Annotated in this window: 5 protein-coding genes and 2 pseudogenes; all 7 read right to left on the reverse strand. The window is 28.0% G+C overall.

Translation table 11 applies throughout. The annotated features are described in order from the left end of the window. Window positions 1–152: 152 nt before the first annotated feature. Entirely contained in the window at window positions 153–1,997 is a 1,845-nt protein-coding gene (locus CLSA_RS18090; protein ID WP_022748611.1) for a M56 family metallopeptidase, read from the reverse strand. A 3-nt stretch (window positions 1,998–2,000) separates the two neighbouring features. Then, on the reverse strand, window positions 2,001–2,375 hold the full coding sequence (locus CLSA_RS18095) for a CopY/TcrY family copper transport repressor (RefSeq protein ID WP_022748616.1): 375 nt from the start codon (window positions 2,373–2,375) through the stop codon (window positions 2,001–2,003). 300 nt (window positions 2,376–2,675) lie between these two features. Then, window positions 2,676–3,356, reverse strand: coding sequence for an MBL fold metallo-hydrolase (locus CLSA_RS18100; protein WP_022748621.1), 681 nt, complete (start codon window positions 3,354–3,356; stop codon window positions 2,676–2,678). Between the two features lie 226 nt (window positions 3,357–3,582). Further along, a complete protein-coding gene (locus CLSA_RS24645) occupies window positions 3,583–5,010 on the reverse strand; it encodes a condensation domain-containing protein (RefSeq protein WP_442855442.1) in 1,428 nt (475 codons plus the stop codon). 246 nt (window positions 5,011–5,256) lie between these two features. Further along, window positions 5,257–6,570: pseudogene (locus tag CLSA_RS24650) on the reverse strand (non-ribosomal peptide synthetase); the annotation flags it as partial. A 240-nt stretch (window positions 6,571–6,810) separates the two neighbouring features. Next, window positions 6,811–9,261 (reverse strand): annotated as a pseudogene (locus tag CLSA_RS24655) (condensation domain-containing protein); the annotation flags it as partial. Between the two features lie 171 nt (window positions 9,262–9,432). After that, window positions 9,433–17,307, reverse strand: a complete 7,875-nt coding sequence (locus CLSA_RS18110; protein WP_022748631.1) for a non-ribosomal peptide synthetase — start codon at window positions 17,305–17,307, stop codon at window positions 9,433–9,435. Window positions 17,308–17,502: the final 195 nt, after the last annotated feature.

The following is a 17,502-nucleotide window of genomic DNA, read 5'->3' on the forward strand; positions in this document are numbered from 1 at the left end:
ACTGTTAAAAACATTTATACCACTTAACTTTGAAACTTAATTTTTTGTACTTTTGTAGACATTAAAACTAATCAAAAACAAAAAATAGCCATTCAGTACGAATGACTATTTAACTTAATGTTTTTTTGTATTTTTAATGTTATTTCCTTTTGTTAGTTAACTTGCTTCAAAACATAATACCAAGGAGTTTCACCTCTTTCAATGTAATCACCATTTTTCCATTCAAAGAACATATATTTTGAACCATTTATTTCTTTTATTGCATACTTTGATGCAGTTTTATCATTAGCATTTATGACTAAATCTTTTGTCCAAGTTATATTTTTATCTTTAATTTTACCATTCTGATCAAAGACTAAATCACTTAGATACAAATCTCCCTGCCATGATTTAACATCAGGATTAAAATTGTCCATATTTTGAACAAAGTCAACACTTTCCCATTTTCCAAGTACTTCAGGATCATTTACAAATGGATAATCAATTTTATCCGCTCTTGTTTCTACTTCTTTTCCAGACATATTAGTTGTAAGTGATGGTGTAGAACTAACCTTTTTCAATACATAGTAGCTAGGTTCCATACCTCTAATAGTATAATCTCCGCTTTTCCATTGGAAAAACATATAAGTTGAACCATCGATGTCTTTAATTACATAACTGCTATCAGTCTTATCTACATCGTTTAAAATATGATCCTTTGTCCATGTAAATACTGTTTTAGAAACCTTACCGTCATCTGTAAAGTTCAATTCTTTAACATATAAATCATCTTCACAACTCTTGCTATTTACATTAAAATCGTCTATGTTATCAACAAAATCTACACCTTGCCATTCACCTATTATATTAGGATCATTCACAAAAGGATAGTCAGTTTTATCTACATTTACAGCTCCATTATTATTGCTGTTAATAGCTCTAGCTGTCTTTGCATCAGTAAGCACAATGCCACCAATTATAAACAACGAGGCAACTGCCATTGCAGAAAATCTATAAGCTTTTTTATCAAATAATTTTATCATAATAATTCTCCTTCTTACTTCAGATTTATTATTTACTATAGAAGTTGTTCCAATTAAAGGAATTGAATTTGAAAAATGGTCTATCATATTTATAATAGTAAAACCATATTCTTTAACTTCTTCATCTTTTGTGTAAGAAAGCGCAAGGGAATCACAGCATATTTCCATGTCTTCTTTCATTTTTCCAAGACCATATTGAACAACTGGATTAAACCAATAGACTACTTTTAATAAAGTAATTATCCAGTTTGTAATCACATCCTTACGTTTTAAATGAGATAACTCATGAAAAAATACATATCTTAATTTATCAGTACTTATTATGTCTTGAATATTCTTGGGAATTAGAATTATTGGCTTAAAGTAACCAAATAATGCAGGAGTTTTTATAATTGAAGTTTCAACTATTAATACATTCTTTTTAATTTGCATTATGTTTTTGCACTGGTTTAATATAGTCAGAAATTCAGTATTATTTGATATATTCTTGGTATAAATTCTTTTTCTTAGCTTTTTATATACTAAAAAAATATATATTATAGTAACTAACACTCCAATAAGCCATATAAAACTCAATATAGTTATACTTGATAAACTAGAAGTCATAACATCATTGTTACTAAAATCCATAGAACTTATGCTTCTAAGAATAACATTATGGTTGGAAATAACACTAGATTTACTGATACCTTGCTGCAATATATCCCCAGAAGGTATTTTCTTATTAAAAACTAGCCAAGACATATTACCTAGTTTATTTAGAAAATTAAATATGCTGAAATTACTCTCAGGTAACTTAAATATTATTAAACGTAATAGTATAAGAAACCATAATGCATAATTAAATTTCACTCCTAATTTTCCTTTAGTAAATTTTCTAAAAATAAGAATCAAGCCAATTAGTATACTAGTTGTAATAGAAGTTTGAAATATTATTTTAAACAACTGATCAAAATAACTCATCACTGCATACATATATTACTTATTCCTCTCATCTAGTATCTTTTTAAGATCTTCTATATCTTCTTTGCTTAAGTCACTTTCTTTTATAAAACTAACTAACATATTTTTGATAGCACCATTATAAACTTTGCTTAAGAATGTTTCATTCTCTGCACGAATACATTCATTTTCATTTACTAATGGATAATAAAGATATTTTCTGCCTTCCTCATTAAATCCAAGTGCATTTTTACTAACCAATCTACTTATTAATGTTTTTATTGTTTTAGGTTTCCAATCCTTTGTGTCTTCTAAAGCTTCAATAATTTGATTTGAAGTTTTAGGCGAATCTGCCCAAACAATTTTCATTACTTCCCATTCTGCTTCTGATATTTTGGGTATTTCATTCATAATGTCCACTCCCTTACTTAGAATTACAATTGTAATCTATAGTTAGATTACTACTGTAATCCTTAATTGTCAATATATATATTATACAAATATTTATGTACATGAAAGAAAATAACAAGTCCAAAATGCTCTGATTATTTTGCATCAAGCAAGGAAGTGGATTTGTCTAATAGCTGGCTATTAGAGGAATCCGCTGACGTAGCATGATGAAAAATGGGCACATTAGAAAAGAGCAGCTATGCTGCAATACGGAACTTTTCTTGGCAGATGTACTTGTTATTTTTTTGAATGTGCCTTAATTTACTTGAACACATTATTCATATTCTGATTTTTTCTCATTCTAAACATTATAAAATTATCTTTAGACTCAATATTATAATAAAAATTAAACTTATCCAATTCTTTTAATTCAACACCACCCTTAAACCCAAATGAATGTCCTGGATATATCTTTACATTTTGAGGAATCCCATTCTTTATTTTTTTTATACTATTGAACATTTCATCAGCAGAGCCTCCAAACAAATCACAACGACCGCATCCTTCAACAAAGAGAGTATCCCCTGTGAATAACTTTTGATCTTCAACAAAAAAACACATGCTACCATGTGTATGACCAGCAGTTAAAATACATTTGATTTGAGTATTTCCTAAAATAATAATTTCATTATCATTAATTAACTTCAAATTTCGGGTTTTGTATTCATAAAATGATGCTTCCTCTTTTGACATATATACATCTACATCAAACTTTTCCACTAACTTTTCCACCAAATTAACATGGTCATTGTGAGAATGCGTTAACAATATACTAACCAAATTTGCATCATATTTTTTTATTATAGAAGTCACTTTATCAAACTCCCATGCTGGATCTATTATCGTTGCTTTCTTTGTATAATTATCTATTATCAAATATGTATAATTAATCATATCTAAATTTTGTGTTCTTATTTCTACACTTAAAAATTTATCATTCATGTATTTTAACACCCATTTCTATCATAAAATATAAAACTATTAATTAATTCTTCTTGCGTAATATAATTGATTTTATTTGTAATATCATCTCCCTCTGAGCAAATGCCATTTTATATCTTTTAGTTACTTTTCTCTATAAAAACAAAGCCTTACAATAATACTTTATATTGTTCAGGCTTTATTTTCAATATTTTATTATTTTCTCTTATATGATTAAAAAATATATCTACATTGTACTTTTTAGAATATTTTCTAATTCTGTATTGAGCAGTTCTCTAATCTTTTCTTCCTCACTAGCAAAAGCTAAAAATACTGTTATTCTAACCATATCCTTATAACATCTTGCGTTAAACTGCATCCTTGGAACAAATCCCAGCATTTCATAATTAGTGTTCTCCCCTAATATTAAATCATTAATAAATTGATCTTCTTCTTTTTCAAATTTGCCTTGAAAATTAAATACTATAGAATGTTCTAAAGAATGCTTTTTCATAAGGTATTGCATTTTCTTATCACTTTCTGAGATTTCCTTTCCAAATATTAAATTGAAAAAGTTAATTCCATGCTTTGATGATATATTTAATTTATCTTGAGCTTGCTCCATTAATTTTCTTTTGTCGTTACCATCATTACATCCTAATATAGGAATCAAATCAATAAATTCTCCAATTGTATTGAAGTACGTTTTTTCTTCGTATTTTCTTCCATATCCAATCATATATATTGGAACTTTAGGAATTGAAAAATGTTTTTGACAAACACTATTTACAAGTTCTAATGGTATTTCTGAAGACTCACCCCCAAAATTAGACTTTTGTATTTCTTCTAAGCTTATATCGTAATTAAAAGCTGTTACTTTTGCAATACCGCATTTTGAAGATGTATCCTCTATTTTTGATAAATACCTTTCAAATTCTTCTAACCCAAAAACATTTATTACTTCTTCTTCTGTAATAGATTTAGAACCTTGTTTTACCTGTTCTATATAACTTTCATAACTTTCAACTTCTGCATCAGTAATATCTTTTCCATTTTCAAGAGCATCATAATATTCAAATATTTTTCTTGATAAAATTTCACTGCTCATAGCATCAAATATAGCATGTGAGAAAGGTAATACTAAAAGATAATCTTTTAAATTTTCTTTTACTAGTAACATTTTATATAAAAGTGATTTTTCTTTTTCATATCCTTTTGTAAAATACTGTCCTATGTTAATTTTAAGAAATTCCTTGTTAAACTCTGGATCATACTCTGATAAATCTACATAAGGAATTGAAAGCTTTTCTGGAACATTATATTCCTGCCACAAATATTCTTCTTCCTCTTTTACAAGTATACTTCTTAATAATCCTTGTTTCGAAATTAAATGTAATATTGCTTTATGTAAAAGATTAATATCTAAATAGCGTTCAATTTTAATAATAGTTCCTGACTTTTCCAAATACTCTAAATGGAACTTTTGACAAGGAGCAATTCCATACTTTCTTACTACATTCTGTTTAAGTATAGAATTATTAAAATTACATTCTTCCTCTTTTACCTTTTCCATTAATTCTTTACTTACATCTGTTAGAAGTCCAGTTTTTAAAGCCACATTTTCTGAAAATTGCATTGAATGCATCTGCATTGAAGTCTTCTGTGCTAATTTCATTGTAGATATAGGCTTTATATAATGTGGACATATGTTTTTATTGATTTTTTCTTTTATAAATCCTATTAGCTCTTCTACTTTTACTGATACTGAGTCATCTATAAATAAAACATAATATTCTTTTTCTTCAACATTATACTTTATAAGTTTACTTTTAACTCCAAATTTACACGTTATAGCTTCTGAAGCTTCTTCAGCAGTCTCAATTAAATTATTTTTGTTATCAACAATACCTAAATACTCTGAGAGTTTCTTTATACTTGAATATTTAAATATATCATTTATTTTTAAATTTAGTCCAATTTGCTCACATTTTAAAACAAATCTTATTGCTTTTAACGAGTCTCCACCTAATTCAAAAAAGTCTTCGTTTATTCCAATGTTACTTATTCCCAATATATCCTTCCATATACTTGCAATTTTTTCTTCTAACTCATTACGAGATTCTTCAAAAGATATATCTTCATTTACCTTATATGCTATTTTCAATAGAGCTTTTTTATCTATTTTTCCATTTGCATTTAATGGCATTGCTTCAAGTTGTATAAAATATGCTGGAATCATATAAGATGGCAGTGTTTTTGATAAAAATTCCTTCAAATATTGAATTTGTAATTTTTCATCAGAGACTATATATGCATAAATGCTTTTGTCATCTTTTCCTGTTTCCTTTACAACTGTTACTACCTCTTTTACTTTTTCATATTTTAGAATTTGGCTTTCTATCTCACCTAATTCTATTCTGAATCCTCTAATTTTAACTTGACTATCTATTCTTCCTAAAAACTCTATATTTCCATCTGGTAACCACCTTGCTAAATCACCAGACTTGTACATTCTTTCTCCATCTTCAAATGGATTTGATATAAATTTTTCTTTTGTTAAAGATACATTGTTAACATATCCTCTTGCTAATCCTTTTCCTGAAATACATAGTTCCCCTGGTATTCCAATTGGCTGTATATTTTGATTTTTATCTAAAATATATATCTTACTGTTTGATATAGGTTTTCCTATTGGAATATTTGCATATTCTTTATTCACTACAAAACTTGTTGTAACTACTGTATTTTCTGTAGGTCCATAATTATTAATTAAATCATATTCTTTTTTGAAATAATTCTTTAACTTATCTCCTCCAGCTAAAACTTTTCTTAAACTTTTGAAATTGCACTCTTCCATAAATTGCTCACAAATTTGAGTTGGCAGAAAGCTTATAGTAATAGCATTGTCATTATAAAATTTTTCTAGTTTTTTTATGTCTAATTTCATATCATTTTCAATTATATATATAGTTGTGCCAGCAATAAGATACGGGAATATTTCCCATACAGAAGCATCAAAACCAACTCCTGCATATTTTGTGCTTCTATCATTTACATTTACTTCAAAGTGTTCATTATGCCAAAAACATAAATTAACTAAAGATCTATGTTCTATCATTACACCTTTTGGATTGCCTGTTGTACCTGATGTATAAATTACATATGCTAAGTCATTGACTTTAACTTCTGATTTAGTATGCTGATTACTGTATTCTTCTAAAATACTATTCCCTAATTGATATTTATGTTTTGGAACTATAAGTTTCTTTTCCTCTTTTTTATCAATTTCAAATAGAGCATCATATCTAAATTTAGTTAATTCATTTTCAATTGTATGCATTTTATCAGTGAATTTTACACTTTTTATTTCCTTAATATCCATAGCTATATCTTCAAAAAAGTTTCTTGAAACAAAAAGTTCATTTGAAAAATCAGTCTTTGTTCTATAGTTTTCCTCAGAATGACAGTTTTTAAATTCTATTAATGATTCAATTAATTCTGCTTTTAAATCTTGATCCATTACATCCCCAATAAATAGAATTCCCTTTTCGCCTAACTTATTCACTACCTTAGTTATTACTTTTCTTAAATAGTTATGTCCATGAAAGCATTGTATTACGCTGTTTATAATTACAATATCAAAGTTATTATCATCAAGCTTATCTATTTCGCCTGCTTGAAGACAAGCTAATTTTATATTTGAGATCTTTTCTTCTTTTACCTTGTTCCTATTTTTCTCTATTATACTATCAGAAAGATCTGTACCATAATACATATTTACTAGTGGAGCAATTTTAAACATACTTAAACCTGATGCACAACCTATTTCCAATACTCTTACATCTTTATTTAAATAAGGTCTTAGTTTTTCAAATATATTACTTGAGTATTCATCCATTTCTTCTTTTGATAAATCTTCCCCAGTGTAACTATTTTTCCATCCTCCAGCTTCTATATCATCAACAGCATCATCTGCAACCTGTTGCCAAAGACGTGTATTCATTAACTCATTTTTCTCTTTTTCTTCAACTTCATATACATTTCTTTCATCTAGACATACATATGTACTAAAATTTTCACATTCCCACTGTAGCCTGTTCAATACTCTTATATGTTCCGTAGTAGATAGCATAAGCTTTATTTTAGCATCATCAATTATATATTTTATTCTTTCCTCTGGATATTCTGGATCAATTGGAACATAGGCACCACCTGCTTTTAATATACCTAATATTGCAATAAACATTTTTTCGCTGCTATCCATTAAAATTCCTACTAGGAAATCAGACCCCGTATTTTCTTGTTCTCTAATATAATTTGCTAATCTATTTGATTTTTCATCTAGTTCCCTATATGTGAATTCAACACCTTTAAACACTACTGCAATCTTATTTGGATTTTTCTTAGCTTGTTCCATAAATAACTCATGAACTGTTTTATCTTGAGGATATAAGCTTTCTGTATTATTAAAATCAAATAATACTTTTTGTTTTTCCTCTTTTGTTATTATTTCTATATCCTTTATTTGTATTTTAGGATTTTCAATAACTTCATGTAAAACTTGCTTCATATGGTTTTCTATATTTTTTACAGCTTCTTTTGTATAAACGGCCTCATTATAACTAAGACGAATTTTTAATTTATCTCCTGGAACTACAATTATATTGAAGTCATAATTTATTTGTTCAAATATATCAATATCATTAACTTTAAATCCTAATAAATCTTCACTACCAAAAAAACTATTAATATCATCTTGTAAAGGATAATTTTCAAAACCAACTAAATGATTTATAAGGTTATTCTTTAAATCTGTATTAGATTGTATTTCTGATAATGGAACATAATGATATCCAGTTGATAATGCTGCTTCTTCGTGAATTTTTTTTATTAATTCTTGGAAGCTCATTTCTTTATCACAGTTTATTCGAACTGGAATTGTATTTACAAATAGTCCTACCATTTCTTCAATTCCATTTATCTCAGGCGGTCTACCAGATACTACAGAACCAAATATAATATCATTAGTATTATTATATTTTTGAAGCATTGATCCCCATAATGATTGAAAAACAGTATTTACTGTTACTTTATTATCTTTTGCCATTAGTTTTAATTTTTCTGTAGCTTCTTCTTCTATTTCAAATACATGTTCCCTAAGTACATATTTTTCTTCACTAACAGTACTTGCAAAATTAGGAACTATAGATTCCTTTTCAATCCCTTCAAGATACTTATCCCAATACGCTATAGCCTCTTCTTTATTTTGTTTGAAAAACCATTGTATATAGTCGTTATATGGATGAATTTCTTTTTCAGCTAATTCTTGATTTTCTTTTAAAGATACATATATTTCAAATAATTCTTTAAAAACAATTGCTAAACACCATCCATCCATTATAATATGATGAAAACTTAGCACTAGCCCATAAGACTTAGGAGCTTTCTTTATTACTGATATTCTTATAAGTGTATCTCTTGTTAAATCAAAACCTCTTTTAATATCATCTTTTTTAAATTCTTCTATATAATCTTTTCTTTCTTCTTCATTTAAATCTGATATATCTTTAAAAACTATCTCAGAAGCTCTTTCTGCCAATACAACTTGCTTTGGCTTTTCAATCTTTTCGTATACGATAGCAGTTCTTAAAATATCATATCTTTGAAGTAATATATTAAAGCTTTTTTGTAATATATCTACATCAAGCTGCCCATCTAAATGAAGCAAAATTTGTTCAAAATAAACACTTGAGCTTTTATCGTTCATAGCATGAAATAACATTCCCTCTTGCATTGGTGTTAACGAATATATTTTTTGAATTTTAGTATTTTTTCTCAATTTAATACAGCCCCTCTCTTTACATAAAGCACATGAAAATGAATAGCAAGTCCAATTTGCTATGAATGAGTTAAGCCGACATCTCAAAAGTGAGAATCGAAATTTTATATTTCACTCTTCGAACTTTCCCTGTTATTATCTATGATTTAATTATGGTCGCTTACTCAAAGAACACGCAATGAGCGAATGTGAGCCGAGATTCCTCGTATAAAAAACATTCTAGCAAATGGACTTGTTGTTTTTTTGAATGTGCCTAAATTAGTTAAATAAACTATTTATATTGTCAAGTTCTTCAATAGAAAGAATATCCTCATCCCCAAAATCACTTGGAGTTAATTCAACAGTATCTTTATCCACACAATGATCTAATATATTTTCCAAATTTCTTATATAATTTTCCGCAAAGGTATTTATTGTTTCTTCATAATATTCATTTTTATTATAATTAATATCTAACGCTAACTTACCTTCTAATACTTTTCCATTTATCTCAATAGCGAATTCTTTTTCTAGTTTTTCGCTTATAGATTCTCCTGTAGATAAAGATGAAATACTAAACATTTCCGTATCTTCTTGAATATCAAACTGCCCTAAATAATTGAAGCATATTTCTGCTTTTTTATTAAACTCTATTCCTTTTTTGCTTGAACCATCTGTTAAATACTTTAATATTCCATATCCTATTCCTTTGTTTGGTACATTTCTTAAAGTTTCTTTTATATTTTTTATTTGGTAGGATATTTCTTCTGATTTTGACATATCAAATATTACAGGATACATCGACGTAAACCATCCTACTGTTCTTGTAATATCTATATCTTCTATTATTTCTTCTCTTCCGTGGCCTTCTAAATTTATAATTACATTATCTTTATCTGTCCAATTTTTCACAGTTAAACATAAAGCAGTTATTAATATATCATTTACTTCTGTGTTATATGCTTTGTTTACATCTCTCAATAACTGTTCTGTTTTTTGCTCTGATAATGTCACATGAACTACTTTGCTATCAGCCACCATATTTTTATCTATAATTTTATCCTTAGGCAAAGATTCAACCTGTGTATTTTCTATTGCTCCCCAGTAATCTATTTCTTTCAATGCATTTTTAGTATTTGCATAAAGTTCAAGCTTTTCACCCCACTCTTTGTAGGAATCTGTTTTTTTAGGGAACTGTATTTCTTTATTAGATAATTCTTGTTTGTATCCTGAAGCTAAATCTTCCAATAGTATTCTCCATGATATTCCGTCTACTACCATATGATGGATAACAATTAACAAATATTCTCTTTCAAATGTTTTAAAAATTGCTAACCCAAACAATGGACCATCGCTTAAATTTAAGCTTCTATGTATTTTATTTGTTTCTTCTTCGATTTCTTGTTCAAAATCCAAATTATATCTGAAATCTCTTTCTGTAATTGTTATTTCTATTTCTTCTATAGGGTTGCAATACTGCAATATTCCATTTTCATCTTTCTTATATCTCATTCTCAAAGAATCATGATGTTCAAGTATTTTCTTGAATACTTTTTTAACAATATTTGAGTCAAATCCATCTTTTTTATATAGCATAACAGCTTGATTAAAATAATTTATATCCTCTGTTTTCTGCTCTAAATACCACTTTTGTATTGGTGTTAAAGGTACTTGTCCACTTACAGCTCCTTGTTCTATTTGCTTAGTTGATACTCTTACCTTCTTAGATAGATCTTTTATTGTAGGATTTTTAAGTAAATCTTTTATCTCTATTTTTAAATTTATTGCATTCATACGAGATACTATCTGTATTGCTTTTATTGAATCTCCACCAAGATCAAAGAAATTATCATTAATTCCTATCTTGCTTATTCCTAAAATCTCATTCCATATACCTGCTAATTTTTCTTCAATTTGATTTGTAGGTTCCTCGTAGTTTGTTCCAGTATTTAACCTTCCATCTGGCATAGGCAGTGCTTTTCTATCTATCTTTCCATTACTTGTTATTGGCATATTAGGAATTTGTATTAAATATGAAGGAATCATATATGATGGTAATAAATTTCCTAAATATTTTCTCAATTCTGCCACTGTCAAATTTTCTTCTGCTACTATATATGCACAAAGATACTTATTTTTACTTTCATCTTCTCTTGCCATAACAAACACTTCTTTTATAGATTCATGTTGCAACAATTGATATTCTATTTCTCCAATTTCTATTCTGTAGCCTCTTATTTTAACTTGATGGTCTTTTCTACCTAAGAACTCCATATTACCATCTTGCATCCATCTGGCCATATCTCCTGTTTTGTACATTTTTTCGTTACACTCTTGTACAAATGCATTTGGTATAAATCTTTCCTCTGTTTGCTTTAAATCATTTGCATATCCCTCAGCTAAACATTCTCCTCCAATATACAAATCTCCAGCTACTCCCATTGGACATGGATTTAAATTAGAATCCAATATATAATACTTTGCATTTTGAATAGGCTTTCCATATGGTATGCTTATCCAATTAGCATCTACTTTTTCTATCTCATAATAATTTGACCATATTGTTGCTTCTGTTGCTCCACCAAGACTAATTACCTTTACGCCTGGAAAAGCTTTCTCCATTATTCCTGGAAGGGTGACAGGAATCCAATCTCCACTTTGGAAAATCAATCTCAACTTACCATTCTTAACAACTTCCTTGTCTTTTGGAAGCAATGGCACAAGCTGTTGAAGTGCTGCTGGTGCAGAATCCCAAAAAGTAATTGGCTCTTCACAAATAATATTAAGTAATTTTTGTGAATCCTTAACCTCATCCTTAGATGCAATTCTTATACAACCTCCGGCAGCTAAAATTCCAAACATATCATATACTGATAAATCAAAACAGAAAGAGGTAACAAATAATACTTGATCTTTTTCACCTACGTTAAATTTCTTATTTACCCATTCAATCAAATTTATTGCAGGTTTATGTTTTATAACTACTCCCTTTGGTGTTCCTGTTGAGCCAGAAGTATATATTATGTAAGCTATATCCTCTGAAGTACTTAATTCACCTAAGTTTTCTTTTGGAAGATTTACAAGTTCTTTTGCTGTAACAATATTCTCATTTTCAAAGTTCTCATCTTCTTCAATATCAATACAAATTACACTTTTTATATCATTATTTTCTTTTTGTAATTCTTTTATAAGTTCAATTTGTTCACCTTGTGTCACAATACAAGAAATATTACTATTCTTTATTATTGTTTTTATTCTTGTTATAGGGAATTTAGGATCTATAGGTACATAAGCTCCACCACATTTTAATATTCCCATTACCCCTATAATCATTTCCATAGAACGTTCAACAATTATGGCTACTGGCATACCTGCATTTATTCCCTTCTCCTTAAGAAAAACTGCCAATTGATTTGCTCTTTCATTTAACTCTCTATATGTTATTTCTTTTCCTTCAAATACAGCTGCCAAATTATCAGGTGTTTTTTCTACTTGCTCTTCAAATAATTGATGCATTGTTTTATTTCTTGAATAATTAGCTTTTGTATCATTAAAATCATAAAGAAGCTTTTTCTTTTCAGACTCCTCAACAATTTCTATTTGTAATATTGTCGCTTTAGAATTTTCAACTATTTGAGTTAATACCTTTCCAAAACTTGCTGCAAATTTTTCTATAGTTTCCTTTTTAAATAGCTTTGTACAATATTCAAAAGTGCATTCTAATCCTTCTTTGCTTTCATATACAAGCAGTGTTAAATCAAACTTTGCTATTGAGGAATTAAAATCATATGGAACAAAACTTAAACCAGATATATCAGCTTCACGTATATCTACATTTTGCCAAGCCACCATTGTATCAAACAAAGGATTTCTGCTAAAATCTTTCTCTACATCAAGACGGACTATTAGCTCTTCAAATTGATAATCTTGATTTTCGTATGATTCTAAAAATTTCTTCTTTACTTCTGTTAAAAATTCTATAAATTTCTTATCTGACTTTGGAAAATTTCTCAAAGCTATTGTATTTACAAACATTCCAACTATATTTTGAAATGATTCATGAGTTCTTCCTGCCACAGGAGATCCTACAATTATATCTTCTTGTCCTGTGTATTTTGACAGCAATACATTATATGCTGCAACAATTGTCATATATAATGTTGCATCTGTTTTGGCAGCTATCTCTTTCAACTTATCTGTCACTGTCTTATCTAATCTAAACTTTATTTTATCTCCCTCAAAACTTTGCTCTGATGGTCTTTGATAATCTGTTGGCATATTAAGCACTGGTATTTTTCCTGAAAATTCTTTTAACCAATACGCTTCTTGCTTTTTAGCAGCTTCTGTTGTAAAAAACTTCTTTTGCCATTCCGAAAAATCTTTATATTGTATTTTTAATTCGTCTAATTTTTTGCCCTCATATAAATATCCAATTTCTTTTAATAAAATTTCCATAGACACTCCATCTGATACTATATGATGAATGTCTAAAAGCATAGCATATCTTTCTTCTTTTAATTTCACTAAAGTCACTCTTAAAAGTGGAGGTTCATTTAACACAAAAGGTTTTAAAAATTGCTTTATTATACTTTCAAGTTCTTTTTCATCTTTTTCAATAAACTCCATCTTAAAATCAATTTCTTTATAGATCTTTTGCATAGGAATTCCATCTATAATCTCAAATGAGGTTCTTAATGACTCATGTCTTTTTATTAGCTCTTTAAACACATTTTCAAACTTTTCTGTATCAAGTTTTCCTTCAATAATAGTTACAGAAGGCATATTATAATTTATACTTGTATCTTGAAATTGTTTTATAACAAATAACCTTTTTTGTGCAGAAGATAATTCATAATAGTCTTTTTCTTCTATAGCATCTATTAACTTAAATTCAGTTTTATTTTTTTGCTGAATTTGTTTTGATAATGTTTTTATTTCACTAAAATCAAACATATCTCTTAATGAAATTTCAACATTTAACTCTTTATTTATTGCTGCTATGATTCTTACAGCATTTAATGAATCTCCACCAAGATCAAAAAAGTTATCATTAATTCCCAACTTATTTATTCCTAAAACTTTTCTCCATATATGTACTAATTTTTCTTCAATTTCATTTGTAGGTTCTTCATACACTTTTCCAGTATTTAAACTTCCATCTGGCATAGGCAATGCCTTTCTATCTATCTTTCCATTACTTGTTATTGGCATATTAGGAATTTGTATAAAATATGAAGGAATCATATATGCTGGTAATAAATGTGATAAGTATTGTCTTAATTCTGCTACAGTCAACTCATCTTCTGCTACTATATATGTACAAAGATATTTATTTTTACTTTCATCTTCTCTTGCCATAACAAACACTTCTTTTATAGATTCATGTTGCAACAATTGATATTCTATTTCTCCAATTTCTATTCTGTAGCCTCTTATCTTAACTTGATGGTCTTTTCTACCTAAGAATTCCATGTTACCATCTTGCATCCATCTAGCCATATCTCCTGTTTTGTACATTTTTTCATTGCATTCTTGTACAAATGGATTTGGTATAAATCTTTCCTCTGTTTGCTTTAAATCATTTGCATACCCCTCAGCTAAACATTCTCCTCCAATATACAAATCTCCAGCTACTCCCATTGGACATGGATTTAAATTAGAATCCAATATATAATACTTTGCATTTTGAATAGGCTTTCCATATGGTATGCTTATCCAATTAGGATCTACTTTTTCTATCTCATAATAATTTGACCATATTGTTGCTTCTGTTGCTCCACCAAAACTAATTACCTTTACACCTGGAAAAGCTTTCTTCATTATTCCTGGAAGGGTGACTGGAATCCAGTCTCCACTTTGGAAAATCAATCTCAACTTACCATTCTTAACAACTTCCTTGTCTTTTGGAAGCAATGGCACAAGCTGTTGAAGTGCTGCTGGTGCAGAATCCCAAAAAGTAATTGGCTCTTCACAAATAATATTAAGTAATTTTTGTGAATCCTTAACCTCATCCTTAGATGCAATTCTTATAGAACCTCCAGCAGCTAAAATTCCAAACATATCATATACTGATAAATCAAAACAGAAAGAGGTAACAAATAATACTTGATCTTTTTCACCTACGTTAAATTTCTTATTTACCCATTCAATCAAATTTATTGCAGGTTTATGTTTTATAACTACTCCCTTTGGTGTTCCTGTTGAGCCAGAAGTATATATTATATAAGCTATATCTTCTGAAGTACTTAATTCACCTAAGTTTTCTTTTGGAAGATTTACAAGTTCTTTTGCTGTCACAATATTCTCATTTTCAAAGTTCTCATCTTCTTGAATATCAATACAAATTACACTTTTTATATCATTATTTTCTTTTTGTAATTCTTTTATAAGTTCAATTTGTTCACCTTGTGTCACAATACAAGAAATATTACTATTCTTTATTATTGTTTTTATTCTTGTTATAGGGAATTTAGGATCTATAGGTACATAAGCTCCTCCACATTTTAATATTCCCATTACCCCTATAAGCATTTCCATAGAACGTTCAACAATTATGGCGACTGGCGTACCTGTATTTATTTCTTTCTTCTTAAGAAAAACTGCCAATTGATTTGCTCTTTCATTTAACTCTCTATATGTTATTTCTTTTCCTTCAAATACAGCTGCCAAATTATCAGGTGTTTTTTCTACTTGCTCTTCAAATAATTGATGCATTGTTTTATTTCTTGAATAATTAGCTTTTGTATCATTAAAATCATAAAGTATTTTTTGTTTTTCCTCATCTCTTAATATTTCAAATTGAGATATTGCATTGCAAGGATAATTCACAACACTTTCTAGTAAAATCTTGAAATATGACATAACATTTTCAATAGGAAAATTTGAATCAAATACATCAAATCTATAATCAAAATCTATTTCTACATCTTCTCCATCAGCATACTCTCTTACAAACATAGCTAATGCATTTTCTTCACTCTTATTCATTAAGGCATGTGTAACTGTTTTATGACCTGCAAATCGTTTATAAAAATCAAATTTTTCATAAGATAAGGTAATATCAAAAATATTTCTTTTATTTTCAGAATCACTATTAGCTAATTTAAAAATTTCACCTAAAGGAAATTTTTGATGTCTATAACATCGTAATAGCTCTTTTTTTATTTTATTTAAAATTGAATCAAAGCTCTCATTTTTATCACTACTTATCTTTAAAGGAATTAGATTTACAAAAAGCCCCAACATATTTTTTTGTTCTGCATTTTTTCTATTTAGTATAGGTATTCCTATAACCAACTCATTCTTATCATATATCTTGCTAAAACACATATATAATATTCCTAACATATAATGAAATGTTGAGCATCCATTTTTCTTTGAATATTCAACGATTTTTTCATATACATCCCATTTTACTATTAGTTTTTTTCGTGAACTTGTAATTGTTCCTTGTATTTTTTTAGCACTTCTATTTATAAAAGGCTGAGGTACTTCTTTAAAATATTCTTTCCAAAAATCAGCATCCTTTTTATATTTCTCTGATTTCAAATAATCTATATTATCTCTAATAAAATTGATATAAGAATTACTTTTCTGTTCATTTATATTTCCTTCTAAAATTACATCTCTTAAATTATCTTCATCTATAAGACGGTTATAAATATCAACTACCTTGCTCATTGCAATATAGCATCCCCATCCATCTGTAATTACATGATGCTGTATCATTAACCAATAAAATAAATTTTCATTAACCTTTAATAAACTAAACTTAAATAAAAAATTATTGTACATATCAAATAATTTTATAGTTTCATTTTCAATCCACTCTAAACTTTCTTTTATTGGATCTTTCGCTTTTGAAAAATCATGAAAATCAACATGATAATTTAATTCTGGCTGAATTTTTTGATAATATTGGTCATCTTTCTTTATAATATTTATTCGTAGGGCATCATTTCCCTTAATTAAAATATTAATAGCCTTCTGAAATATATCGTAATCTATACTTCCTTCAATAACAAAATTTGCTCCAATATTATAGAGTTGTCTATTTGGATATAAACATTGTTGAATCCAAATATCCCTTTGATATGATGTTAATGGATATAGGTTTTCTTCTTTTAAAACATTCACACTTTGATTTTCAGACATGATTTTACCACTCCTTTTTATTATATTACTTACTTACTTATGCATTAAATTTAGAAAAATTTTTATATGAGGCACATTCAAATAAATAACAAGTCCATTTTCCAACCTATTTTCCATCATGCTACGCCGACAAATTGACCTAATAGGCCCGATATGAGGGCAATTTGCCTCCTCGCCTGATGAAAAATATTCATG

Source organism: Clostridium saccharobutylicum DSM 13864, from assembly GCF_000473995.1.
Taxonomy (GTDB): Bacteria; Bacillota; Clostridia; order Clostridiales; family Clostridiaceae; genus Clostridium; species Clostridium saccharobutylicum.

Coding starts and splice junctions, on each gene's coding strand:
- CLSA_RS24645 (WP_442855442.1), bottom strand. CDS start 5,010: ATGAAATTAGCACAGAAGACTTCAATGCAGATGCATTCAATGCAATTT.
- CLSA_RS18110 (WP_022748631.1), bottom strand. CDS start 17,307: ATGTCTGAAAATCAAAGTGTGAATGTTTTAAAAGAAGAAAACCTATAT.
- CLSA_RS18090 (WP_022748611.1), bottom strand. CDS start 1,997: ATGTATGCAGTGATGAGTTATTTTGATCAGTTGTTTAAAATAATATTT.
- CLSA_RS18095 (WP_022748616.1), bottom strand. CDS start 2,375: ATGAATGAAATACCCAAAATATCAGAAGCAGAATGGGAAGTAATGAAA.
- CLSA_RS18100 (WP_022748621.1), bottom strand. CDS start 3,356: ATGAATGATAAATTTTTAAGTGTAGAAATAAGAACACAAAATTTAGAT.